The 22,854-nt window shown below is 57.2% G+C and carries 25 protein-coding genes; 15 read left to right on the top strand and 10 right to left on the bottom strand.

What is annotated here, in order from left to right; all coding sequences use genetic code 11:
• Positions 1-177 precede the first annotated feature (177 nt).
• The gene (locus AC2FGB_RS17470; protein WP_496690069.1) at positions 178-1,866 is read left to right on the top strand and encodes an adenylate/guanylate cyclase domain-containing protein; all 1,689 of its coding nucleotides are present in this window, start codon (positions 178-180) and stop codon (positions 1,864-1,866) included.
• Positions 1,867-1,937: 71 nt separating this feature from the next.
• Here AC2FGB_RS17470 and AC2FGB_RS17465 read toward each other — a convergent pair whose 3' ends face one another.
• Positions 1,938-2,351: a cupin domain-containing protein gene (locus AC2FGB_RS17465; protein ID WP_496694488.1), complete on the bottom strand. Its 414-nt coding sequence runs from the start codon at positions 2,349-2,351 to the stop codon at positions 1,938-1,940.
• Positions 2,352-2,637: 286 nt separating this feature from the next.
• On the opposite strand from AC2FGB_RS17465, the gene AC2FGB_RS17460 reads away from it, so the two are divergent.
• Positions 2,638-2,979, top strand: a complete 342-nt coding sequence (locus AC2FGB_RS17460; protein ID WP_185956751.1) for an SDR family oxidoreductase — start codon at positions 2,638-2,640, stop codon at positions 2,977-2,979.
• Positions 2,980-3,612: 633 nt separating this feature from the next.
• Positions 3,613-4,185 (top strand): tyrosine-type recombinase/integrase, encoded by a 573-nt coding sequence (locus AC2FGB_RS17455; protein WP_496694492.1) that lies wholly within the window; start codon positions 3,613-3,615, stop codon positions 4,183-4,185.
• 116 nt (positions 4,186-4,301) lie between these two features.
• On the opposite strand, the gene urtE is transcribed toward AC2FGB_RS17455, so the two are convergent.
• From urtE to AC2FGB_RS17425, 6 genes are all read right to left on the bottom strand, one after another.
• Entirely contained in the window at positions 4,302-5,009 is a 708-nt protein-coding gene (gene urtE / locus AC2FGB_RS17450) for an urea ABC transporter ATP-binding subunit UrtE (protein ID WP_142639074.1), read from the bottom strand.
• Complete coding sequence (gene urtD, locus AC2FGB_RS17445) at positions 4,999-5,739, bottom strand: urea ABC transporter ATP-binding protein UrtD (protein ID WP_496690071.1); 741 nt, start codon at positions 5,737-5,739, stop codon at positions 4,999-5,001. Before urtD ends, urtE begins: the two co-directional genes overlap by 11 nt.
• Positions 5,736-6,995 carry an urea ABC transporter permease subunit UrtC gene (gene urtC, locus AC2FGB_RS17440; RefSeq protein ID WP_496694487.1) on the bottom strand — a complete coding sequence of 420 codons (1,260 nt, stop codon included), beginning with the start codon at positions 6,993-6,995 and terminating at the stop codon, positions 5,736-5,738. Before urtC ends, urtD begins: the two co-directional genes overlap by 4 nt.
• A 2-nt stretch (positions 6,996-6,997) precedes the next feature.
• Positions 6,998-8,929 carry an urea ABC transporter permease subunit UrtB gene (urtB, locus tag AC2FGB_RS17435; RefSeq protein WP_496694491.1) on the bottom strand — a complete coding sequence of 644 codons (1,932 nt, stop codon included), beginning with the start codon at positions 8,927-8,929 and terminating at the stop codon, positions 6,998-7,000.
• 110 nt (positions 8,930-9,039) lie between these two features.
• On the bottom strand, positions 9,040-10,314 hold the full coding sequence (urtA, locus tag AC2FGB_RS17430) for an urea ABC transporter substrate-binding protein (RefSeq protein ID WP_496694486.1): 1,275 nt from the start codon (positions 10,312-10,314) through the stop codon (positions 9,040-9,042).
• Between the two features lie 301 nt (positions 10,315-10,615).
• Positions 10,616-10,993: a hypothetical protein gene (locus AC2FGB_RS17425; protein ID WP_496694485.1), complete on the bottom strand. Its 378-nt coding sequence runs from the start codon at positions 10,991-10,993 to the stop codon at positions 10,616-10,618.
• A gap of 281 nt (positions 10,994-11,274) precedes the next feature.
• Here AC2FGB_RS17425 and AC2FGB_RS17420 point away from each other — a divergent pair, with 281 nt between their 5' ends.
• From AC2FGB_RS17420 to ureG, 8 genes are read left to right on the top strand one after another with little or no spacing between them, the layout of a single operon-like run.
• On the top strand, positions 11,275-12,102 hold the full coding sequence (locus tag AC2FGB_RS17420) for an urease accessory protein UreD (RefSeq protein ID WP_496690075.1): 828 nt from the start codon (positions 11,275-11,277) through the stop codon (positions 12,100-12,102).
• A gap of 3 nt (positions 12,103-12,105) precedes the next feature.
• The gene (locus tag AC2FGB_RS17415; protein ID WP_271952423.1) at positions 12,106-12,408 is read left to right on the top strand and encodes an urease subunit gamma; all 303 of its coding nucleotides are present in this window, start codon (positions 12,106-12,108) and stop codon (positions 12,406-12,408) included.
• A gap of 9 nt (positions 12,409-12,417) precedes the next feature.
• Positions 12,418-12,588: a hypothetical protein gene (locus AC2FGB_RS17410; protein ID WP_271952425.1), complete on the top strand. Its 171-nt coding sequence runs from the start codon at positions 12,418-12,420 to the stop codon at positions 12,586-12,588.
• A complete protein-coding gene (locus tag AC2FGB_RS17405) occupies positions 12,585-12,890 on the top strand; it encodes an urease subunit beta (RefSeq protein ID WP_496690076.1) in 306 nt (101 codons plus the stop codon). The genes AC2FGB_RS17410 and AC2FGB_RS17405 overlap by 4 nt, the downstream gene beginning before the upstream one ends.
• Positions 12,890-14,602, top strand: a complete 1,713-nt coding sequence (gene ureC / locus AC2FGB_RS17400) for an urease subunit alpha (protein WP_496694484.1) — start codon at positions 12,890-12,892, stop codon at positions 14,600-14,602. Before AC2FGB_RS17405 ends, ureC begins: the two co-directional genes overlap by 1 nt.
• Positions 14,603-14,608: 6 nt before the next feature.
• A complete protein-coding gene (locus tag AC2FGB_RS17395) occupies positions 14,609-15,088 on the top strand; it encodes an urease accessory protein UreE (RefSeq protein ID WP_496694483.1) in 480 nt (159 codons plus the stop codon).
• Positions 15,072-15,716, top strand: coding sequence for an urease accessory protein UreF (locus tag AC2FGB_RS17390; protein WP_496694482.1), 645 nt, complete (start codon positions 15,072-15,074; stop codon positions 15,714-15,716). The genes AC2FGB_RS17395 and AC2FGB_RS17390 overlap by 17 nt, the downstream gene beginning before the upstream one ends.
• Positions 15,713-16,324 (top strand): urease accessory protein UreG, encoded by a 612-nt coding sequence (gene ureG / locus AC2FGB_RS17385; RefSeq protein WP_271952430.1) that lies wholly within the window; start codon positions 15,713-15,715, stop codon positions 16,322-16,324. The genes AC2FGB_RS17390 and ureG overlap by 4 nt, the downstream gene beginning before the upstream one ends.
• 106 nt (positions 16,325-16,430) lie before the next feature.
• Here the strand turns inward: ureG and AC2FGB_RS17380 are convergent, their stop codons facing one another.
• Both AC2FGB_RS17380 and AC2FGB_RS17375 read right to left on the bottom strand, forming a co-directional pair.
• The gene (locus tag AC2FGB_RS17380; RefSeq protein WP_496694481.1) at positions 16,431-16,976 is read right to left on the bottom strand and encodes a GNAT family N-acetyltransferase; all 546 of its coding nucleotides are present in this window, start codon (positions 16,974-16,976) and stop codon (positions 16,431-16,433) included.
• 452 nt (positions 16,977-17,428) lie between these two features.
• Entirely contained in the window at positions 17,429-17,653 is a 225-nt protein-coding gene (locus AC2FGB_RS17375; protein ID WP_496694479.1) for a YjiS-like domain-containing protein, read from the bottom strand.
• 131 nt (positions 17,654-17,784) lie between these two features.
• Here AC2FGB_RS17375 and AC2FGB_RS17370 point away from each other — a divergent pair, with 131 nt between their 5' ends.
• The 4 genes from AC2FGB_RS17370 (at position 17,785) to AC2FGB_RS17355 (ending at position 19,670) form a co-directional block, all read left to right on the top strand.
• A complete protein-coding gene (locus tag AC2FGB_RS17370) occupies positions 17,785-18,702 on the top strand; it encodes a LysR family transcriptional regulator (protein ID WP_496694478.1) in 918 nt (305 codons plus the stop codon).
• Positions 18,703-18,780: 78 nt separating this feature from the next.
• A complete protein-coding gene (locus AC2FGB_RS17365) occupies positions 18,781-19,041 on the top strand; it encodes a carboxymuconolactone decarboxylase family protein (RefSeq protein ID WP_496690081.1) in 261 nt (86 codons plus the stop codon).
• Positions 19,042-19,094: 53 nt separating this feature from the next.
• Positions 19,095-19,412, top strand: a complete 318-nt coding sequence (locus AC2FGB_RS17360) for a uroporphyrinogen-III C-methyltransferase (protein ID WP_496694490.1) — start codon at positions 19,095-19,097, stop codon at positions 19,410-19,412.
• 9 nt (positions 19,413-19,421) lie between these two features.
• Entirely contained in the window at positions 19,422-19,670 is a 249-nt protein-coding gene (locus AC2FGB_RS17355) for a hypothetical protein (RefSeq protein ID WP_496694477.1), read from the top strand.
• Positions 19,671-20,437: 767 nt separating this feature from the next.
• Here AC2FGB_RS17355 and AC2FGB_RS17350 read toward each other — a convergent pair.
• The gene (locus AC2FGB_RS17350) at positions 20,438-22,534 is read right to left on the bottom strand and encodes a tetratricopeptide repeat-containing sulfotransferase family protein (RefSeq protein ID WP_496694476.1); all 2,097 of its coding nucleotides are present in this window, start codon (positions 22,532-22,534) and stop codon (positions 20,438-20,440) included.
• Positions 22,535-22,854 lie beyond the last annotated feature (320 nt).

Below are 22,854 nucleotides of genomic sequence, written 5' to 3'. Positions count from 1 at the left end.
CCAAAGGTATTCCTCTCGGCCATCGCTCTCGCTGCTACAGTCCTATTCTGGCTGTAAATCAATGAGTCTGGAGCCTACGGCTTTTCAAAATCTGACGAATGGGCTGACAGAAGCAACCCACCGAGCTAACTTCATTGCAAAGAGGAGGGGTGAATGGGAAGACGTCTCACGACGGTATTGGCCGCCGACATTGTGGGCTATTCCGCGCTGATGGATCAGGACCGTACTGGCACAGTCGCTGCATTAAAGACCTTCCGCGAGGACACGTTTCTCCCGATCGTGGAAGATACCAATGGTTCACTGATCAAAAGCATGGGCGACGGCTGGATCGTCGAGTTTCAATCACCATCTGAAGCAGCAGCTTGCGCGATTGCAGTTCAGTCCGCCCACAGACCTGACCACATCAAACTGCGCATCGGGGTTCACACAGGGGAAGTGGTAACCGATGGCGATGACATTTTCGGCGACGGCATCAATGTTGCGGCGCGTCTGGAGGCTCTCGCGAAGCCGGGACAAGTGCTCTTTTCAGATACGTCACATAACAGCCTTGACCGTAACGATGCGGGATTATTCGACGGCGGAGAGCAAACCGAACTGAAAAACATCACGCGGCATGTTGGAATCTGGTGTTGGCCAAAGGGTACGAAAGCCAATCTCGCGATCAAAGCGGATGTGAGGCCGGGAATCGCAGTGCTCCCATTCGACAATATGTCGGGTGATCCGGAGCAGGAGTTCTTTGCCGATGGCATAACGGAAGACATCATAACTGAGCTATCTCGGTTTCGTTGGTTGATGGTCGTCGCACGAAACTCTTCTTTTGCTTATAAGGGGAAAAGCACGGACATCCGCGACATGGGCCGCGACTTAGGGGTTCGGTATGTACTGGAAGGCTCCGTTCGGCGTTCCGGGCAGCGCGTCCGCATCACGGGACAGCTCATAGATACCGAAAATGGGAGCCATTTGTGGGCGGACCGCTTTGACGGTGTGCTCGACGACATCTTTGATCTTCAAGATCAAGTCACCGAAGACGTAGTTACAGCTATTGAACCATCGGTGCGGCACGCTGAAACAAATCGTGCGCGTGCAAAACCCACCAAGGACTTACAGGCATACGAGCTCTACCTCCGAGCATTATCACATTTCCACTTGCTGACTGACCAAGACAACATAGAGGCAATACGACTGACAAAACTGGCTTTGGATCGAGATCCGGAATACGCCTCCGCAGCGGGCTTGCTAGCATGGCTTCATATCCAACGTCTTGTGCAAGGTTTGGAACCTGTAGATCAGGGACCCAAGTCAGCTGTCGCGGCCGCAGAGCAGGTGCTGCGGAGCGATCGCGCGGACGGCATTGCAAAGGCTTATGCCGCACATTCGATCTCTATGCTGGCACAAGACCTGTCCCGCGCGCGGACAGCCTTTAAGGAAGCATTGTCGGAAAATCCCAACGCGGCGACGGTCCACATGCTCGCCGCTGCAAATCTTTATTTGCTGAATCGCCCTGACAAGGCGCTGGAACATGCAGTCCGGTCTGTCGAACTCAGCCCGGGTGATCCATTGCGGCACGCCGCTTTCATGGGACAGGGTGCCGCCTTGTTTCACTTGGGACGTTATGAGGAAGCCGCGCAGGCCTGTCGCGAAGCCTTGTCTGTGCGTGCAACCTTCCTGATGAGCCACCTGATGCTGATTGCCTCGCTTGCTGAGCTCGATGACATAGATGCGGCAAAAACAGCGGCTGTCAAATTGAACGAAATCGCTCCGAATGCGGCTTCGATAACCGAGACAACACGTTTACCATTATTCTCTATTCCAACCTGCGCTGATCGCTGGCGCAGCGGGTGGAAAAAAGCAGGGTTGCAAGTGTGAAGGCAAACGGCACCCCCCCGGTTCCGACAACCATGCATTCGGTAAAGGATGTTTCGCCTTTGTCTTGAAAATCAGTCGCTGACCAAAACTCTGCCTGGCTGGCCCTCCTCATGGACACGGAACACCAAAATGGTTGCCCCTTCGTCCCCTGAGCGAGCGGTGTGCACTTTCTTCAACGGAACGACGCCTACGTCACCTGAAAAAGTTTCTTGTTCGCCTTCGCCGTCTAGGATGAGGGTGACGCTGCCCTGCAGAATGTAGGCAAATTCTTCACCGGGATGCCAATGCATTGGTAAAGTGAGGTTTGGTGGTAGGGCAACATGGCTCACGACAACCTCCAAGCCCTCAGTGCTTTTGAGCGACTCGGTTAGCAAGTCCTGAATAAGCGGTTTTTGCAAAGTCGCTGGATCCCGCACATCGTGCGACATAGCCGCTGCGGCACCAGTCAAGACAATCAAAAAAGCAAATATGATTGGTTTCCACATCTAATCCCCTCCTACTTTTAGAAGATGATGGCATTGGGACCTTTTCGAAATCAATGCTGGTGTGCACGCGGTTAACTGCGGCGTTCCAAATTGTTGTGTCAAAGGCTGTTCCAGGGTCCGCAAAGTTCGCGGAGCGCTTCTTAGTGGACGGTGCGGCGAGTGGCGGCTTAGTCCGCGTCTTTCCAGTTCGGGCTTGGCGCGGTGAAGGGTCGGCTACGTACCAACCTTTTCAGAAATCTCCTTACCGCCCTATTTTGCACTCAGCCTGAATCGACCCCACAAGCTGATGGGCCAGATCAACCTTGTCCGCGTTGGACAGAGACATATCAGCGATGCTGGATCGTTCACGCTCACTGCCGGCATACTGTCACGAGAACCGATGCAGGGCTCGGTGGTGATCAGCATCGCCAATGGGGCGCTGGAATCCTTTGCCAAGGCAGCAGCACTCGAACTTGATCGCGAACTACGGGTGAACACCGTCAGCCCGGTCTTCGTCAAGGAAACGATGGAGATGATGGGCATGGATTCAAGCACGGGCTTATCGGCGGCAGACACTGCAAAGGCCTACGTCGCTGCCGTCGAAGGGAACATGAACGGTGAAACGTTGGACGCGCCTGACTATGCATAACGCTATGAGCTAATCAAACTTGCTTGGAAAAAACCTGCCGTTCAGACCGCGAGGCCGAATGGCAGATTTGTCCCGCGTCTTGCCAGTTCGTGCGCCGCGCCGCGAAAGGCGCTCCATCGCGAAACGGTCGTTCATGGATCTCGCGGCGAAGGTGCCAGGAGAGCCCAACCTGTACCTCGGGTTTTTTCGCTGCGTACGCTCGCAACACGAAAATCTCCGCGCACGCACGAATTCTTGTGTTACGGCACAGCGCTGAATTCGGCCATTCACATATTGCCTAGCAAGAATGTGCGCCCGGATTCACAGGTTGTGGACTGAAGCAGTGATCCGTGAGAATCCGAGCAAGCGTCGACCCACCGGACCGGTGCTTGCACGGCGGGGCTGACGCTCCTTGGTTCCGTTTTGGGGTGCATCACAACCTATTTCCGCCAACGGCCTCAAAGCAGTTCAATGCACGCTCCGAGAACTCAAGTAGAGTGGGCTTCGGACAGCAGGCATCCGATTCGATTGTACAATTGTCTCGTTGGCGCGGTGCCGATGATTGGATGCGGAGGGCGGATTGGAGGGCACATTATGCCTAGAGTTCAATTTCCCGCAGTCACCCCAAAGCGCAGAGCATGAAACAAGGGGCGGATCATCGGCCAGAAACGACCCTTGCTTCCCAAGCAGGTCTGGGCAATCCGTGCTCGGCTCGAACTCGCCGGAAATCTGCGCGATCTTGCGCTGTTCAATGTCGCCATTGATAGCAAGCTGCGTGGATGCGATTTGGTTAGGCTTGCCGTGACCGATCTGGTCAAAGATGATCGTGTTCGAGAACGGGTTTCAGTGGTCCAGAGCAAAACCAAGAAACCAGTACAATTCGAACTGACGGAAAACACACGGGATACGGTTCATGCTTGGGTCAAGTCGCCAGAGATGATGGGCTGTAGCTTCATGTTTCCGAGCCGATTCCACGAGCGACCCCATATCTCAACGCGTCAGTATGGTCGGCTTGTCAGAGATTGGGTGACTGCGATTGGATTGGAGCCGAGCGGTTACGGGACCCATTCACTCCGCCGAACCAAAGCAGCGGAGATTTACCGTAAGACAGGGAATCTCCGCGCAGTGCAGCTTTTGCTGGGTCACACTAAGATTGACAGTACAGTGCGTTACCTTGGCGTTGAGTTGGAAGATGCTCTCACTATTGCGGAGCAGATTGAAATCTGACCCGCGTCGGCGAATGGCACTTGCCGTTCGCCGGTTTGGAACAGACTTACGGCCTTGAAGCGGCGAAACCGGTTATGAAGGGAAGAATAGTATACAGATCACCCTGCCATTGCGTACTACAAAGACGTGCTTGCGGTCAGCTTTTCGAGTGATAGTTCCGGCTTTCGCGCGCTCAGTTTGACGGCACCGCGCTCCATCACGACGAAGGCATCCCCAAGATCATAGGCGAAGGACAGATACTGTTCGACTAGGACGATCGCGATGTTCCCGCGCTCCTTCAGAATGCGGATGGTGCCGCCGATCTGCTGGATGACGTTCGGCTGGATACCTTCGGTCGGTTCATCCAGAAGAAGCACTTTCGGGTTCGACACCAGCGCGCGCGCGATCGCCAGTTGCTGTTGCTGGCCGCCTGAAAGGTCACCGCCCCGCCGTTGCAGGAACTTCTTCAGAATGGGGAACAGATCAAAAATCTCGTCCTTCACCTTGCGTTCGCCACTTGGCAGGCAGGCAAATCCCGTCTCAAGGTTTTCCTGCACCGTCAAAAACGGAAAGATCTCGCGCCCCTGGGGCACATAGGCAACGCCCTTCCGCGCAAGGTCAAAGGCCTTCAGCTTTCCGATGCTTTGGCCGTCCAGATCATAGTCGCCCCCCGACCGGGGATGGGTGCCCGCCAGCGCCTTTAACAGCGACGTCTTGCCTACGCCATTAGTGCCCATCAAGCAGGTGACCTCGCCCTGGGCCGCGTCGAAATCCACGCCGTTCAGAATTTGGCTGCCGCCATAGTGCAGCGTCAGATCGCGGATGCTGAGGAAACTATCGGCCAAGGTACACCTCGATGACTTGCTGGTTCTTGGTGACGTGATCGATCGAGCCTTCGGCCAGAACCGAGCCTTCGTGCAGCACGCTCACTTTGCAATCCAAACGCCGTACGAAATCCATGTCGTGTTCCACTACGACGACAGCGCGGGTCTTCGCCGCGTCCCGCAAAATTTGCGTGGTCTTCTGACGTTCTGCGGTCGTCATGCCTGCCGCAGGTTCGTCCACCAGCAACAGCTTCGGTTCCTGTGCCAAGAGCATCCCGATCTCCAACCATTGCTTTTGCCCGTGGGACAGCTCGCCAGATTTCCGTGACAGAACCGCGTCCAGCCCAATGACGTCCGCCAGTTCTTCGACCCGGGCAAAGTCCGATGTTTCGGGTTTGAACAGCAGCACGGCCAACGGCGACCGCGACTTTTTCAGCGCCATCATCAGGTTGTCTTGAACTGTCTGATCCTCAAACACCGTGGGTCGCTGGAACTTGCGCCCGACCCCTTCCATGGCGATCTTGCTTTCAGATTTGCCCAGCAAGGACACGGGCGGTTCGCCCCAAAGCACATGGCCCTCGTCAGGCCGGGTTTTGCCGGTCACCACATCCATGAAGGTGGTCTTGCCCGCGCCGTTCGGGCCGATGACCGCCCGCAATTCGGCCCTGTCAATGCTGAACGACAGGTTGTTCAGCGCCTTGAACCCGTCAAAGCTGACCGACACGCCCGAGACTTCAAGAAGCGCGCTCATGCATCTGCCTCCTTTTCTCTCAAAGAACCGTGGCCCGGCCCCAGGTCGCGCCCATGCCGATTGGGGTTGCGACGCGCTGCCAAGGCGTCGAACAGCCCTCCAATGCCTTTCGGTGCGAAAAGCGTAACCGCCACGAAGGACAGCCCCAACAGGACGGTCCACCAATCGACCCATTGAATGCGATACCCGGCGATGTTCAGGTCAGGGGCTTGCCCGCCGGTAAACCAGGTCGACAAGAGCGAGACGAAAGCCGCGCCGATCACGGCTCCGTACAATCGCCCACGCCCGCCGATGGCCACCCAGACCGCCAGATAGATCGAGGCAATCGGCGCCAGTTCCGCCGGGTTGATAATGCCCGCCTGTGGGTAGTAGATTGCGCCTGCAATGCCAGCGAGCACGGCCGATACGGTGAAGACAAACAGCTTGAACGCCTCGACTGGATAGCCAAGGAAGCGCACCCGCGCTTCGTCGTCCCGAATGCCGCGCAGGACCGAGCCGAACTTGCCCGATACCATCCAAGTCGCCAGCACGTATCCAAGTCCCAGAGCCAGGGCCGAGGCCCAAAGGAACCAGACCGAAACGATGGCCTGACTAGTGCTCTCCAACCCCGGCAGGTTCTGCAGGCCTGACAGACCGTTGTTGCCGCGCAATCCGCTGTCGTTTTGGAACAGGTACAGTGACAGCGCCAGCGTCATCGCCTGCGTCAGGATCGAAAGGTACACACCTGTCACCCGGCTGTGGAAGGCCAGCCAGCCAAAGACCAGCGCCAGAAGCCCCGGCGCCAGTACGACGGCGGCCAGTTGCAGCGGCAGAGAATGGGCAAAGGCCCAGATCGGCGGAAATTCCGAGGCTCCGACGACACCGAAGATCTGGCCAGCGATCCCGCTGGAGACCTCTTCGGGCGTTGGCGGCAGCCCTCCGGCGGCGAGGCTCTCGACGACGATCAGACGCGTCCGCTCGTACATCAGCCACATGCCTATCGCGTAACCGCCCATTCCGAAGAAGGCCATATGCCCAAGGGACAGGATACCGCAATAGCCCCAGACCAGATCCATCGCCAGCGCGACGAGGCAGAGGCACAGGGTCTTGCCCAGGGTCTTGACGAAACTGGTCGAGATGACGCCGATACCGAACCCTTCGGACAGGATCGTCACGCCCAGGGTGAACAGCCCCAGACAGGCCAGAAAGATAAGCACCGACGGATAACGCACCACGAAAGGTGTGCGACGCACAGGGCCTGCTGTCAGTTCCGCCATGCTCATGCCTCCGCCGCCCGGCCTTTAAGCGCGATGATCCCGCGCGGCCGGAATTGGATGAAGAGGATGATGAAGAGGATCATATAGGTCTGTGCGGCCAGTGTGTTCGAGGGGTTCAGCCATTCGATCCCTTTTTGCAGCGAGCCAACCATGGTCGCGCCCAGAAGCGTGCCCCAGATGTTGCCAACGCCGCCCACGACCACGGTCATGAAGCTTTGCACGATATAGTCCGCGCCCATCTCGCTGGTCACTTTGGCGTAAAGCCCAATCGCCACACCCGCTATCCCGGCAATACCCGAGCCGAAGCCGAAGGTCAGCATGTTGATCCTGTCGGGGTTGATCCCCATCGAGGCCGCCATGCGGGGGTTCTGTGTCACCGCCCGCACTTCCAGCCCCAATCGAGTGCGGTTCATGACGAAAAGGAATAGCGCCATGAACAAAAGCGCCAAAACGAAAATTGCGATCCGGATATAGCTGATCGACACGATGTCATTGAACACCAGCGATCCGTCCAGCCAGCCGGGCGAGGTGAGGGGCCGCGCTTGCGTGCCGAAGATGTTCTTGGCGATCTGTTGCAGGGCAATGGAAATCCCGAAAGTCGCCAGAAGCGTCTCCAGCGGGCGATGGTAGAGGTGGCGGATCACTAGCCGTTCCATCGTGACCCCTGCGCCGAAGGTGACGGCAAAGGCCAGCGGCAAGGCGACGATAATGGAAATCGTGTAATCCGGGATGATCTGCTGGACGACGTAGCCGGTGTAGGCGCCCATCATGATGAACTCGCCATGGGCCATGTTGATCACGCGCATCACGCCAAAGGTGATAGCAAGACCGATGGCGGCAAGAAAGTAGATCGAAGCGAGCGACAGGGCGTCAAGGCCAAGGTCAAATGCCTGGTTAAATGCCACCTTGTTTTCGATGCCCGTCAGCACCGCCGCCGCGGCAACGGCCAATGAAGGCGAGCCGCTGTAGCGTTCGTAGAACGTGAAGCCTGCCAGGGTTTCATCCACCTCGGCTTCGGTGGCCACAGGGTTTACCACGCCCTGTTCGGCCAAAGCTTCATAAGCAAGGTCGCGTGCGTCTTCGCTGTTCAGCGTCGCCACCTGAACCCCCGCGACCGATCCCTCCGAGATGTTCGCCAAAAGCGCGTTCCGCTTGTCGTACCGGTTGATCCGGGGTTTCGCCAGATCGGCGGCAACCAGAAGGTCATAGGCGGACTCGCGCGGCAGGTCGTCGCTGCCGACGGTCAGGATGCGGGCGATGTCATCGCCCTCGGGTGCTTGTGCCGAAGCCTCGACTTTCACGGCTAAAAGCGGGTTCAATGCGGCCCGGACATCGACACCAAGATCGCCGTCAAATTGCTGGATGGCAGCAATCCTCTCCTCGTCGGTCGCGCCGAAGCGGATTGTCAAAAGCCCCTGAAGGCGTTCCATGCGACTTTGCACAGACTGGTCCGTTTCGTCGGGCAGAACTTTGGTCAGGGCCACAAGATGGGACGCCTCCGAGTCACGCTCGATCGCATTCAGGGCCTGCATCTTTTCGGCAAAGGACCCTGATAGTTGGAATTGCACCAGGGCCGCGCCGATCATGCCGCGAATGCCGCTGTTGGGTTTCAACTGTTTGAAGTCACGGGCAACGAAAGTGCCAAGTTCCGCGCCATCGGCAAAGTCGAACGCCGTCAATTCCTTGCCCGAGGCTTCGCCATAGACGAAAAGCCCGGTGTCCTTGTCGCGCCACATCTCTTTGTTTTGCCAGCGTTCCAGCACGACCTGGGCCTCGGCCAGACCACTGGCGGCAAGCGCGTCGATGGCAGGACCGATGGTCTTGCGCGAGGATTTGGCGATGATTTCGCCATGTTCTTGCAAAAGTTGCTGGATCGGCGCCTCGGCGTTCTGCGCCGAAAGTGGCAAGGCAAGAGCGCACAGAAGCACCGACATGAAACCGATGTTGAACCGACGTATAAGCGACATGGATAGTTCAGCCCCCGTAAGGCGTTCTGGGGGCGACATGCGCCGCACCCGTTGGGTGGGTTTTCAACCCACCATGCTTAGTAGTTCGACTTGATCTGAACGCAGGACGACGTTTCGGTGTTGTACATCCCGCAATCGAGTTCCGCCCAATCGGATTTCAGCACCGCCGATTCCGGCAGGAAATCCGTCCAGGCATCGCCCGGCACTTCCTCCGTCTGGCTGATGATGTCGAACTGACCATCCTCGGTGATCTCACCGATCAGAACCGGCTTGGCCAAGTGGTGGTTCGGCAGCATGACCGCGGTGCCACCAGTCAGGTTCGGGAATTCCTGCCCGTACAAGGCGGTGCGCACAGCATCGACATCGGTGGTGCCTGCTTCGGTCGCCGCATTCACCCACATGTTGAAGCCGATGTAATGCGCCTCCATCGGGTCATTCGTCACACGCTCGTCGCCCATGCGGGCTTTCCAGGCCTCGACCCATTCGGCGTTGGCATCAGTATCTGCTGACTGGAAGTAATTCCAGGCTGCGAGGTGACCAACAAGGTTGGAGGTGTCGAGACCCGACAATTCTTCCTCGCCGACCGAGAAGGCCACGACGGGAATGTCGTCGGCGCTGATGCCAACAGCCGCGAGTTCCTTGTAGAAGCCCACGTTTGCGTCGCCGTTGATCGTTGAAATCACGCCGACTTTCTTGCCATCCGCACCAAGAGCCACGACGTCCGAGACGATCTTGGACCAGTCAGAATGACCAAAGGGCGTGTAGTTGACGAAGATGTCGTCCTCGGCGATGCCCTTCTGCTGAAGATAGCTTTCCAGGATGTTGTTCGTCGTCCGGGGGTAAACATAGTCGGTGCCCAGAAGCGCGAATTTCTCAACGCCAAGTTCTTCCAGAAAGTAATCCGTCGCCGGGATTGCCTGCTGGTTGGGGGCGGCACCGGTGTAGAAGACGTTTTTTGAGGATTCCTCGCCTTCATATTGAACCGGATAGAACAGAAGTCCGTTCAATTCTTCGATCACAGGTAGAACCGATTTCCGCGACACGGATGTCCAGTTGCCGAAAATCACGTCAACCTCGTGTACCGAAATCAGCTCGCGCGCTTTTTCGGCAAAGAGCGGCCAGTCCGACGCCGGGTCGACCACGACGGCCTCCAACTCGCAGCCCAGAACGCCGCCTTTGGCGTTTTGCTGTTCGATCAGCATTTCCATCGTGTCTTTTAGTGTTGTTTCTGAAATCGCCATGGTTCCGGACAGGGAGTGCAGCACTCCCACCTTGATCGGGCAGTCTTGCGCCATGGCCGGCAGCATCGAAGCGGCCAGGACGGCAGCAGAACTAAGAAGTGTCTTTTTCATCGCAGTTTTCCTTCAGGCACTGCGCGGGGAGGCGTTGCTTTCAAGGGTGTGATCCCCCATATGCCCCCCACGCAATCTAATTGCGGAGTGCGGTGGTGTTTTGGAATTGCAAGGCCAGCACCATCGCACGTTCAACGGGATTTGTGTGATCCCGGAAGAAGTCGTTCCATGGAAATTGCTGCGACTGCGAGATCGGCGGGGGTTGAAAAACGGCCCCTGGCGTCAATCCGTCAAAAATTGCGCAGACTTTCGCGGGTTCGCCATTTTATTGTGCGAAAGAAACGCCAAATCTTTGGGCGTTTCAGCTTTCAAGCAAGAATCCTGTGCAATAGTCGATCTCGGCCCGGGCACGCCGCACCGCCCATTTGGAGCGATCCGCATCGCGTGAGAAGCTGGCGGCGGTCAGCAATTGCGCATGCGCCATCTTGGCGTCGATACGCAGGTGAAGCGCATGACGTCGTTGATCGTCGGGCACCGTCGCGTTCAGAAGGTCGATGAACTGCGCCCGGCGATGCGCGATCTGATCCGTGCGGTCATCCTTCATAAGCCAGGCATGTTCCAACTCGGCCGAGAACCGTCCTGCACATGCCGCGAATGAAGACATCAGGGGATCATCTGCCGCCAGACTTTGCTTCGGTAGGATAAGAAGCAGGACCAGAAAGGTTTTCAAACTGCTCATGATCCGATCATGAACGACCTAAAAGTCAGCAATCAAGCTTTCTGCCACCTTATGGCTAACGCACACTTAACAGACGAAGTCCCTGTCACCCGTTCGACACGTCATTCAGGCATTTCCGTGTCGGCATCTCATCATTGCTGAACTTCTGGGCGAGTGGGGTCACTTTCGCACAGCAAATAGGCAGAACTCCGGGATTGGTCTTTTTCCCGGCGCGCAGCGGTGGATCACCCCCCAATCTGCATGGTGAACCATGCGGGTCGAGTACCGGGGGCGACAAACGCATGGGTCAACCACATCTGGCATCACGAGAGGCGAACACCGCCCCGAGATCCATCGGTGCCATGACCTTGTCGACCAAATGCCGTGACGGACGTACGGGCATAGACCGCTTCAGAACCTCGGGCGCTAGCAAGGTGGCTTTTCCGCGTCGCAAGGATGCCGTCGAAGCCATTGTGCTGAACACTTCGGGCGGATTAACAGGCGGCGACCGGTTTGAGGCTTCGGCCAGCGCCGGGCCGGACAGCCACCTGATCCTGACAACCCAAGCCGCAGAACGTGCCTATCGCAGCACATCTGGCGCTGCGTGTGTCAGCACGCGCCTGTCTGTCGCCATGGGCGCGGTACTGCATTGGTTGCCGCAAGAGTTGATCATGTTTGACGGTGGTTGTCTCAACCGTCGCCTTGACGTCGACGTCACCGACGGAGCCGAGGCCGTGCTGGTCGAACCCGTCGTCTTCGGTCGCCGCGCCATGGGCGAAACCCGTATCTCGGGCAGTTTTCGCGACCGGATCACCCTGCGCCACGATGGTCGCCCGATCTATTGGGACCGCATTAACCTGACCGGATCAATCAGCGCCAGTCTTGACCGTCCGGCCATCGCAGGCGGCATGACCGCCCTTGCCAGCGCCCTTTACTTCGGCCCGCGTGCCGAGGCGCTTTTGCCTATTGTCCGGCAACTTTTGCCAAAGACCGGCGGCGCAAGCCTTGTCGCGCCCGATCTTTTGACCATCCGACTTCTTGCCGCCGATTCCTATCTGTTGCGCCAATGGCTGGTGCCGGTGCTGGAACGCCTGACCGAAACCACCCTGCCGAAATCCTGGAGACTCTGACCCATGCAACTCAGCCCCCGCGAAAAAGACAAACTGCTGATCGCCATGGCTGCCGAAGTGGCCCGCAAGCGCCTTGCCCGTGGCGTCAAGTTGAACCACCCCGAGGCCATCGCGCTGATCACCGACACGGTCGTCGAAGGCGCTCGCGATGGCAGCTCGGTCGCCGACATGATGGAGGTAGGCGCCGAGGTCATCACCCGCGACGACTGCATGGCCGGCATTCCCGAGATGATCCACGAAGTGCAGGTCGAAGCCACCTTTCCGGACGGCACCAAGCTAGTCACCGTCCACAATCCCATCCGATAGGAGTCTCTCATGCGTTACGCTATTCCCGCTTTGTTTCTGGCTTCCCCCGCCTTGGCCCATCCTGCCAGCCTGCCGCATGGGCATTCAGCAGATTGGGCCGTACCCGTCGCATTGCTGTTGATTGGCGCGGCGGCCTTCATGGCCAAGCGCAAGGCAGTCCGGGTTCGGAGACGCCAATGATCCCCGGCGAACTCTTTCCGGCGGAGGGTGAGGTCACTCTGAACGCAGGGGCGGAGCCGATCACGCTAATGGTCGCCAATACGGGCGACCGACCGGTACAGGTCGGCTCACACTACCATTTCGGCGAGGCCAACGCGGCGCTCGATTTCGACCGCGACGCCGCACGCGGCATGCGTCTGGATATCGCAGCCGGGACAGCCGTGCGGTTTGAACCCGGTCAACGGCGCGAGGTGCAACTGATCCTGATTGGCGGCGCACGGCGTGTCTTCGGGTTCAACCAGCTTGTGATGGGAGATCTCTGATGCCCACCCAAATCCCCCGCTCTGACTACGCCGCCATGTTCGGCCCCACCACCGGCGACAAGCTGCGGCTGGCCGATACTGACCTGATCATTGAAGTGGAAAAGGACCTGACAGGCCCCTACGGCGAAGAAGTCAAATTCGGCGGCGGCAAGGTGATCCGCGACGGGATGGGTCAGGCGCAGACCACGCGCGCCGAGGGTGCGGTGGATACCGTCATCACCAACGCGCTGATCGTGGACGCAACCGGCATCTACAAAGCGGACGTCGGTTTGAAAGACGGCAAGATCCACAAGATCGGCAAGGCGGGCAACCCAGACACACAACCCGGCGTCGACATCATCGTCGGCCCTGGCACTGAAGCCATCGCTGGCGAAGGCAAGATCCTGACGGCCGGTGGGTTCGACAGCCACATTCATTTCATCTGCCCGCAACAGATCGAGGATGCTCTGTATTCTGGTCTAACCACAATGCTGGGCGGCGGCACTGGCCCGGCCCATGGCACGCTGGCCACGACCTGCACACCGGGACCGTGGCACATTGGGCGGATGCTGCAGGCGGCGGATGCGTTTCCGATGAACCTCGCCTTTGCGGGAAAGGGGAATGCGTCGCTCCCCGCCGCTTTAGAGGAACAGGTCAAGGGCGGTGCCTGCGCGTTGAAGCTGCATGAGGATTGGGGCACGACGCCCGGCGCTATCGACTGTTGCCTATCTGTGGCGGACGACATGGACGTTCAGGTGATGATCCATACCGACACGCTGAACGAATCCGGCTTTGTCGAAAACACCATCGCCGCCATAAGGGGCCGCACCATCCACGCCTTCCACACAGAAGGCGCTGGGGGCGGCCATGCCCCTGACATCATCAAGATCTGTGGCGAGGCCCATGTTCTGCCGTCGTCGACCAACCCGACCCGACCTTTTACGGTCAATACAGTGGACGAACACCTGGACATGCTGATGGTCTGCCATCACCTGGACAAATCCATCCCAGAGGATGTGGCTTTCGCCGAAAGCCGCATCCGGCGCGAGACGATCGCCGCCGAAGACATCCTGCACGACATGGGGGCGTTCTCGATCATCGCTTCAGACAGCCAGGCCATGGGGCGTGTGGGCGAAGTGATCATTCGCACCTGGCAAACCGCTGACAAGATGAAGAAACAGCGGGGCGCCTTGGCCGAGGAGGTCGGCGACAACGACAATTTCCGCGTCCGTCGCTATATCGCGAAATACACGATCAACCCGGCCATTGCGCACGGGCTGTCAAAGCACATCGGTTCGATCGAAGAAGGCAAACGCGCCGATCTGGTCCTATGGAACCCGGCGTTTTTCGGTGTGAAGCCTGAGATGATCCTTATGGGCGGCAGCATTGTGTGTGCGCAGATGGGCGATCCAAACGCTTCGATCCCGACACCGCAGCCGGTCTATACCCGCCCGATGTTCGGGGCCTTTGGCCGGTCGCTGGAAGCCAATGCCGTGACCTTTGTTTCCGAGGCGGCACACTCCGAAGGACTGGGAGATGCGCTTGGATTGGCCAAGACAAGTTTGCCGGTGGAGAACACGCGCGGTATCGGCAAAGCGGATCTTGTCCTGAACGAGGCCATGCCCGAGGTCGAGGTGCACCCCGAAACCTATGAGGTGCGGGCTGATGGCGAATTGCTGACCTGCCAACCTGCAACCGAGCTGCCCATGGCGCAGCGGTATTTTCTGTATTGAGGCCTCATGACCGATATTCCCATTGCACAAACGCTCCATCCCGCTGGCACATCAGACAATGCGGTGGTGGACTGCGCGTTGACGTATGACGCCCGATTTTTCCGGCGAAAGAAACTGACAACGACCGAAGGCTGGTCCTTTGTCGCAGACTTCGAACAGACCGTATCCCTGAACGATGGCGACGTGCTGGAACTGGGCGATGGACGTCTGGTCAAAGTGACGGCGGCACCCGAAAACCTCTTGGCCGTTTCCGGGCAAGACCTGCCCCGCCTCGCCTGGCACATCGGCAACCGCCACACACCTTGTCAGATCGAGGCGACCCGCCTTTTGATCCAGGATGATCCCGTCATCGCTCATATGCTGAGCCACCTCGGTGCCACAGTGACCCAAGTCACCGAACCCTTCACACCGGAAGGCGGCGCCTATGGTCACGGGCGCACCCATGCGCATGATCACGGACACTCGGCCCATGCCCACGCCCATTGATGCGCACTTACTGACGCTGACCCAATGGCTGTCGCCCGCGTTTCCAGTGGGGGCCTTCGCCTATTCGCACGGACTTGAAACAGCGATCAACGAGGGTTGGATTGCCGACGCGACCAGTTTGGAAGACTGGCTGAGAGATTGCCTGAGTGATGGCTCAGGCCGCGCTGATGCGATCTGGATGCGGCTGGCTTATGCTGCCGACGACCCATTGGAGATGGAAGCGAAAGCACGTTCCTTTGCTATCGCCGAAGAGCGTCTGCGCGAAGCTGAAAGGCAGGGCGCTGCCTTTGTTGCGACGGTTAATGCTGTCTGGGGTTTGGCGCTGCCTGACATGCTGTTGCCCGTTGCCGTCGGTCGCGCCGCTAGATTGGCAGAGCTGGATATCGATACGACTGCCGCTCTCTATCTGCAGGCCTTTGTCGCAAACCTGACCTCCTCGGCCATCCGCCTGAGCCCCATCGGGCAGACGGCCGGTCAACGGGTGATCCTGAACTTGCAGCCCTTTTGCCTTCAGGTCGCCGAAGACACGAGAAATGCGGACACCACGGACGTTTTTGGCAACGCCTTTTTCTCGGACATCTCCGCGATGGCCCACGAAACTCTTGAACCGAGGCTCTTCCAATCATGACACAACTCAACGGCCCCTTGCGCATCGGTATCGGCGGCCCGGTCGGTGCAGGAAAGACGACCCTGACCGCGAGGCTTGCCGAACTTTTGAAAGACGATCACTCGATCGGCGTCATCACCAACGACATCTACACACAAGAAGACGCCGAAGCTCTGATGCGCATGCAAATCCTGCCATCAGATCGCGTGATTGGAGTGGAAACCGGCGGCTGTCCTCATACGGCGATTCGCGAAGACGCGTCGATCAACCTGGCTGCCGTGGCCGAGATGCGGCTGCGTCACCCCGACGTAGAGGTCGTCCTGATCGAATCCGGTGGCGACAACCTATCGGCCACCTTCAGCCCGGAGTTGGCGGACCTGACAATCTATGTGATCGACGTGGCCGCAGGCGAGGAAATCCCACGCAAGGGTGGCCCCGCAATCACCAGGTCAGACATCCTAGTCATCAATAAAACCGACCTTGCCCCTCATGTGGGGGCATCTTTGGACGTCATGCGCCGAGACGCCGCGAGAATGCGGGGCGATCTGCCGGTGGTATTTGCCTGCCTGAAAGCCGGCCACGGTTCGGACGAGGTCGCGTCGCACCTTAGATCTCTTTCGGGCATTTGATGAGAGCCTAACCGGCAAGAACGGTGCTTGGTCCACTTTGCGGGACTTTGAGAGTATTCGAGTATGTGCTAACGCAACGTTTCGGAACGTTTGTTTCTCCCCCCACTCAAATGAACAAGCGAAATCCCCTGGCTTCACCAACGACTTCTGCGGCTTGGGAGGGGGGCGATGACCAGTTTGGATGCAAAACGGCTTTAGCAACGCCCTGATTGATGCACAGCCGAGCATTGTGCTTTGCTGCAAGATGCCTCATGCGGCGGTTCTCTCGCAGGCACATCAATTCAATTGAACTGATGCCCCACTTCCGCGCGATTGCGATAATGCGCTCGAACAGCGCATCACCAATTCCGATGTTTTGCCAATCAGGTTCGACAGAAAAGGCGGCTTCCGTCTTTGTAGATCCGGTCTGGTCGTCACCGCGGAGTTCGGCGACGCCCCTCTGACGCCCTTTTGCAAACGCGCCACAGAGAATGCTATCATAATGAGGAATGCTCTGAACGTAATCTGTCAGATTCTCGTCGCTGACAGTCCCACAGAACCGCGCGCGCCGAGCTTCGGCGTCGAGCCGTCGAAAGTGATCGCAGATCTCGTTTTGGTCGGCTGGATAGAGTCGGCGAATGGCAAAGTCTTGATGATGTCCGAGGTGGACCATCGCCTTGTCGCTCCGATTGCAGACGTGGATTGGGCCAGCACCTTCGGGAGGAGGTGAAGGTGCTGGCCCAAAAGCATTGGCGGTCCCTGTTGATATTTTTCGTCGCCGCTGCTTTTGCTGGCTTACTCTGGGAGGAGCGAGGACCAGCAATTCGTGTTCAAGTTTGCAAGCAATCCTCGGATTGGGGCCCGCCGCATTGGTCTTGGCTTTTTCGGTCTGTTTCCTGCGCCATGAGCCGTTCCGCGTACTGCGGAATCTCGGAGCGCGTGATGCCGATCGCGGCCAATTGCCGATCGCTCATGTTCGCCAAAACCGACATCATCCGGGCTGCATGTATTGCCTTCAGAACGGATTTCGCCGTTGCTGTGGACCTTGCCGCAAATCTGTAAATCGCGTTGGACAACGTGCCCAAGTTGGCTTTGTCAGGTCGGATCGTCGCGGTTGAGTGGACACTAAACGCCATAAGCCGCCTCCAGTGCCAGTTTTTGGATGCCGTTGCGGGGAATTCCCAGATCTGCCAGATCGCGGTCGGTGAGCATCGAAAGCTCGTGGTAGGTGTCGCGATAGATCTTCCGTTTGGCCTGCGCGTCGCGAAAACCGTCCCAATTTTGATGAATTATTATGCGGCTGACGTCCAGAACGGCGTCCAGCCAACTGCTTGAGCGTGTGATTGCCATGTTCGCGCCTCGTCTATTGCTGCGGTGCGGTATTTGTGCCGCACTGCAGAGATAGGCGTGTTTGGTGGTGCTCACAATTTCCGAAATTGGCATAGGCCCCGTGCCAATATGGAACAGGCAGGTGGTGAGACATGGATATTTCAGCGCAAATGTTGATTTTTGCGACTGTGGTCGAGCGTGGGAGCATCTCGGCCGCCGCGCGATCCATGGGGCAGACCCCTTCGGCGGTCAGCAAGCAGATTGGTTTGCTTGAGGATCATGTTCATTATCGCTTGCTGAACCGGACCCGGACGGGTGTGTCGCCGACCGAGGAAGGCCATGAACTCTATCAGAAATGCAAGGCCATGGCCGAAAAGTTCAAAGAGGCCGAGGCGCTTATCCTGAACATGGATGGCACACCGCGCGGCAAGCTGAAAATCGCCTCGACCGTTGCGTTTGGAAAGTCACAGCTGATTCCCGCCTTGCCGGACTTCATGGCGCAAAACCCAGACGTCCAGATTTCGCTGGATTTGACGGATCGTGAAATCGATCTGCAAAGCGAAGGGTTCGACGTTGCCATCTGCTTTGCCGAACAGCGCAAGGATCCCGACATCTTTGTTCGCCGCATCATGCAAAGCCGCCGGGTGCTTTGTGCCGCGCCTGCCTATCTGAAGCGCCGAGAAACGCCGAAGTGTTTCGCAGATCTGGCCGATCACGATTGCCTTCGTATCGCGGGCAGCAGCAGTCGCAATACGTGGCACGACGGTGACGACAGCTTTGACGCACAAGGGACTTTCGAGGGCAACAGCACCGACGTGATCTTTCGCGCCGCACTTGCTGGCATCGGGATCGCCCGATTGCCCTGCTACCTGGCGAACCCGCGGTTCTTCTCGGGCGAGTTGGTGCATGTCATTCCCGAATATTCCCCGGCCAGCACGGACATCGTCGTGATGTTTGCCGATCGGCGCAATCTGGCCCCGAAGACACGGGCGTTCGTTGACTTCCTGGTGCGTGAATTCAGCGATGCCCATGATAAAAATCGCGACCAGATCGCAAATACCGGAACCTGACATATCAAGAAGGCCTTTGGCGTGACTCAAACCACAACCGACATAGGACGGGAGCTTTCCGAACGGCTGAACCCTGGAATGGAAAATGCTCTGAACGAAAGATACGGACACCTATTGCCCGATATGGCCGAGGGCTTGGTGGGTTTTGCCTACGGCCTGCAATTTGCCCGCCCGGAATTGCCTCTGCGTGACAGATACTTGGCGACCGTCGCTGCTCTCACAGCGCTTGGCGGTCAAACGCGGCCGCAGTTGAAGGTGAACATTGCCGGAGGACGCAAGGCGGATCTCACTCAGAAAGAGATCGCCGAAGTGTTCGAAGCCGAAGGCCGCAATGACTGACTTGAGCTTCGAAAGGAAATTTGCTGCGAGGTCACGCCTAGCCGCAAGATAGCATCAACGCGCTGGTCGTGGCCGAAGCGCGAAAAGGACGCCGGGTTGTGCGCCTGAAATCCGGGGACTCGGGAATATTTGGACGCGCGGCTGAGGAGATCAAAACGGCGCGGGCCGCTGGTATTCCCGTCAAAATGGTGCCGGGTGTCACCGCCGCTTGCGCCGCTGGTGCTGGATTGACGCGCAGCCTGACCGAACGGGCCGTTGCCAATACCCTTGTTCTGGCGACCGGTACCGGGGCCGCCGATGATCCGACCCCAGACAGCACGCGATTGTCAGGGCCAGGCATGACAACCGCACTTTACATGTCCGTGCGCTAGGCCGGTCAGATGTTCGCGCAATGGATTGCGGAAGGCTTGCCGCGCGACACGCCAGTCGATATCTGCGTTGTTGTATCCAAGCCAAGCCAGAGACACCTGACGACAACTGCGGCTTCTGTCGCGCCAGTTATCGAGGACAACGGCATCTCCGGCTGCGCAATCCTGTTGGTGACCTGGCCCCAAGGTGTTGCCAAAGATGCCGCGATGCCAAAGTCTGTCTCAAGGCTAAGAGCTCCGAACGAGGGTTCGGCGGCCTAAGCACAAATCACTGGGCATTGAGATTGAGCAAACACGTCAACAGCGCCGACCTTGAAACGTCCGGTCCGGCGACTTCGCCTGCAAGGCAGCGGCGAGCGTGCCGCAGTTGCAAACCGATGCTGCACCAGCAATAGCTGCAGGTGCACAAGGCGGCTTTTCCGCTCACCCACCATTCGTGACCTGGCACCGAACGTCCAGAATGTGCGGTTCGCGACGCGCTGCACATGCGAAGAATAATAGCCTAGTCGATGGCAGCTCAGGGCTCACTGGAACTTTCGCCGCTCGAAATACGAACGCCCGTTGCAGGAGCATTGCGGCCATTCGTATTACCCTCGGCGAACAGGAAACGAGCGGACATTCCCGACTTTGGATTTTCGAAGAACGCTGGCGCAGCATCTATTCGCAAGCGCAGCATAAGTTTCGAGTCACCGCAGCGGGGTTCCCGTTTCCCGCCATTCAATGGTGCGAGAATCGGCGATTTCCAAATTGTCCCTTCGCCGCAGTTTTGAGAGACAACCATTGAGCGGGACTTTGCTGACCTTGATGATTTTGACTCGAATGAATGCTTTTTCTAACCAAGAGAAAAGATGCGGCCAAAAATTTGGTGTTAGAAGCTAGGTTTGCTGGCTCTCCGTCGCTTGTGGCTGGATGAACAAAGTTCGATTGCTTGCACTCAATTTCATGTGCGGCTCAAAGGAATTTGCCTCAATAACAGTACGCCTTAGTAGATCCGACACCTTTTAGAACCAATATCCATCCAAAGATCATCAAAACGGAATCTTTGCTTCTCCGATTGTCTCGATAAGCGGTGCTAAGTGAGATTCGTAGTTTCGCCATTTCTCCTTTGACGAGCTGTATAATGGCTGGCGCACTTGATGAACACTTGCAGTGCGGACACGTCGTGCCCCTTTGTAAAACTCGAGACAACGATTATCCCACTCGAGGCCACAATATGCTATCAAGCGTCGCGCTTCGAACTCGATATCATCGATAAGGCTCTCATAGTGAATGGTGTGAAAGCTGCCGGCGGGGAGAACTTCCTGCCAATGCTGCATAACGCGCACATAGGCATTAAAGTATCGACCCAATTCGATCTGGTCGTAGCTGTGGAGCTGACTGCGCTGAAACACTCGGGTGAAGCAGGACAGACACGTATCTAGCGGATTGCGCGCGACATGCACGATCCGCGCATTGGGCATGATCGCATGAATTAGGCCAACCATCAGAAAGTTCGCAGGCATCTTATCAACGATATAAGGTTTACCAGGAGCGTGCGCATCGAGCCGCTGGACATATCGTTGGGCGCGTTTTGAAAGCTCCTGATCCGAGAGAGCCGCAATCAGACTTCCAGTTTTCTTGTTTCCACCGCGCAGTTGATCGGTGAAAAGTTTGTGCAAATAGTTAAGCTCTCCGGCTCCGAATACGTCTGGATGGCTGGCGAGGATCGACTCCGTCAACGTCGTTCCAGACCGCGGCATGCCAACAACAAAAATTGGCTGGCTGCTGTCCACCGAGCTCTGGTGAAGTTTTTCGAGCAGTTCCGGTGTAAAGGCCGTGATCAGGTCGTCTGCCGTTTCCTCGATTTGGTCGGCATCAAAATCGATAATGCTGCGCTTTATTGCAGCCCCTTTTGCAAAATGCTCAAAAGCGCTGTCGTAGCGCTTGAGGTCCTCATAACATTTTCCCAATGCGTAGTGATACGATACCGATTGTTCAGGAAGCATCTTGTCGGCTTCAGGCAACGCAGCCACAAGACCCTGAAAATCAAGGTTGTCTTCGGTAACTTTATCCAACTTAACCAACGCGATCTGCGCATTCAAACGCGCCTTGTCCCTTTCTGCGGCCTTGTTGAACCAGCTGCGGGCAGCGTCAAAATTGCCCTGCTCCATCTCCAGATGGCCCAATGCGATCATTGTGGCCGAGAAATCCGGTTTTAGCTCAAGGGTCTTCTCGTAGTTGGCAAAACCGGCCTCGAGGTCGCCAAGGTGCGATTTGCAAACGGCTATATAGTGGTATGCAGGCGCGTGGCCGGGGTCTATGTGCTGCGCTTTTTCTGCCTCGACAAGGGCAAGTTCATGCAGGTTTTTCTCGATCAGGACCTGCGCAAGCCCGACATAAGCTTCGGGCTTTTTTTCATCTAGCGAAATCGCATTTCGAAAACAGCGTTCGGCTTCGTCCCATTCGCTCTGCAAAACGTGTAACCGTCCCCGATTGTGGTGCAACTCTGCGGAAATATGCCCCTTGCCAAGACAGTCATCTGCAAAATCTCTGGCTTCTTCTAGCTCCTCAGCTTCTATCATTACAGAAATGAGATTGTTGACACTCTCGAGATAGTCCGGGCGCAAATCTAGCACCCTACGATAGAACGAGATTGCCCCTTCCCTGTCCTCGTTGTCGCGCGCGATTGATCCAAGATTATTCAGCGCAGCAATCAGATCTGGATTAAGGGCCAGCGCTCTCTTCTGAGATGCCTCGGCTTCGGATAAATCACCTATATCGTAATAGGCAAGCCCAAGGTTTGAATGCGTATTTGCAACCCCCGGGGCAAGCTGGACTGCACGTTTACCAACCCTGATCGCTTCTTCAGGTTTTCCGTTCGTGCGTAACACCTCGGTGAAGTTCGACAGGAACCCAGCATTGTCCGGCTGTAATCGGATCGCTTCGCGCATAGCATTTTCAGCTGGCCCGCTTTGACCGGTTTGAAATGCAATTACGCCAAGCAGTTGATGCGCTGGCGCGTATTCGGGCGCAGCCTTGAGCACTTTGTTCAGAACATTGACAGCTTTATTCAAATGCCCTGTATCGTAGGCCTGAACTCCTTGGTTGTAGGCCTCACCGATGGATAATGTCTGGTTTTTAGGCATTCAAGTAGCTCCGGGCTGGCGCATGACGACAGCCTGATCTCAAGCGCCGTCAAGTCGCCACATTGTGTTGCAGTTTTCCTACGAATTTCCAACAGCAATAGGTCATCCTGTGCAATGGAAAATTGGTAGATTGCATACATGTTAACGATTTATTAACGGTTCGTAAGCGGAGCCGATTGCAAAAACGCGACGAGTTTCGAGAAAAAAACAAGATAATCTAACGGGATAGTAAATGTCTAATAATGGGTCGAGGGCGAACGCCCCCAAGCTCCGTGGGGGGCGTATTTTCAAGTGGAAAGGCCAAATTGTCAGCGCGGCTC

Source organism: Ruegeria sp. CDSC021 (genome assembly GCF_059610845.1).
This window is presented reverse-complemented; position numbering and strand designations above follow the sequence as displayed.

Excerpts from the sequence above, each read along its gene's own strand:
- urtC (WP_496694487.1), bottom strand. The coding sequence starts at position 6,995 with ATGGCGGAACTGACAGCAGGCCCTGTGCGTCGCACACCTTTCGTGGTG.
- ureG (WP_271952430.1), top strand. The coding sequence starts at position 15,713 with ATGACACAACTCAACGGCCCCTTGCGCATCGGTATCGGCGGCCCGGTC.
- AC2FGB_RS17375 (WP_496694479.1), bottom strand. The coding sequence starts at position 17,653 with ATGGCAATCACACGCTCAAGCAGTTGGCTGGACGCCGTTCTGGACGTC.
- AC2FGB_RS17395 (WP_496694483.1), top strand. The coding sequence starts at position 14,609 with ATGACCGATATTCCCATTGCACAAACGCTCCATCCCGCTGGCACATCA.
- AC2FGB_RS17425 (WP_496694485.1), bottom strand. The coding sequence starts at position 10,993 with ATGAGCAGTTTGAAAACCTTTCTGGTCCTGCTTCTTATCCTACCGAAG.
- AC2FGB_RS17365 (WP_496690081.1), top strand. The coding sequence starts at position 18,781 with ATGGAAAATGCTCTGAACGAAAGATACGGACACCTATTGCCCGATATG.
- ureC (WP_496694484.1), top strand. The coding sequence starts at position 12,890 with ATGCCCACCCAAATCCCCCGCTCTGACTACGCCGCCATGTTCGGCCCC.
- urtA (WP_496694486.1), bottom strand. The coding sequence starts at position 10,314 with ATGAAAAAGACACTTCTTAGTTCTGCTGCCGTCCTGGCCGCTTCGATG.
- AC2FGB_RS17380 (WP_496694481.1), bottom strand. The coding sequence starts at position 16,976 with ATGGTCCACCTCGGACATCATCAAGACTTTGCCATTCGCCGACTCTAT.
- AC2FGB_RS17460 (WP_185956751.1), top strand. The coding sequence starts at position 2,638 with ATGGGCCAGATCAACCTTGTCCGCGTTGGACAGAGACATATCAGCGAT.
- urtB (WP_496694491.1), bottom strand. The coding sequence starts at position 8,929 with ATGTCGGTGCTTCTGTGCGCTCTTGCCTTGCCACTTTCGGCGCAGAAC.
- AC2FGB_RS17350 (WP_496694476.1), bottom strand. The coding sequence starts at position 22,534 with ATGCCTAAAAACCAGACATTATCCATCGGTGAGGCCTACAACCAAGGA.
- AC2FGB_RS17390 (WP_496694482.1), top strand. The coding sequence starts at position 15,072 with ATGCCCACGCCCATTGATGCGCACTTACTGACGCTGACCCAATGGCTG.
- AC2FGB_RS17415 (WP_271952423.1), top strand. The coding sequence starts at position 12,106 with ATGCAACTCAGCCCCCGCGAAAAAGACAAACTGCTGATCGCCATGGCT.
- AC2FGB_RS17370 (WP_496694478.1), top strand. The coding sequence starts at position 17,785 with ATGGATATTTCAGCGCAAATGTTGATTTTTGCGACTGTGGTCGAGCGT.
- AC2FGB_RS17355 (WP_496694477.1), top strand. The coding sequence starts at position 19,422 with ATGTTCGCGCAATGGATTGCGGAAGGCTTGCCGCGCGACACGCCAGTC.
- urtD (WP_496690071.1), bottom strand. The coding sequence starts at position 5,739 with ATGAGCGCGCTTCTTGAAGTCTCGGGCGTGTCGGTCAGCTTTGACGGG.
- AC2FGB_RS17420 (WP_496690075.1), top strand. The coding sequence starts at position 11,275 with ATGGGTCAACCACATCTGGCATCACGAGAGGCGAACACCGCCCCGAGA.
- AC2FGB_RS17405 (WP_496690076.1), top strand. The coding sequence starts at position 12,585 with ATGATCCCCGGCGAACTCTTTCCGGCGGAGGGTGAGGTCACTCTGAAC.
- AC2FGB_RS17410 (WP_271952425.1), top strand. The coding sequence starts at position 12,418 with ATGCGTTACGCTATTCCCGCTTTGTTTCTGGCTTCCCCCGCCTTGGCC.
- AC2FGB_RS17465 (WP_496694488.1), bottom strand. The coding sequence starts at position 2,351 with ATGTGGAAACCAATCATATTTGCTTTTTTGATTGTCTTGACTGGTGCC.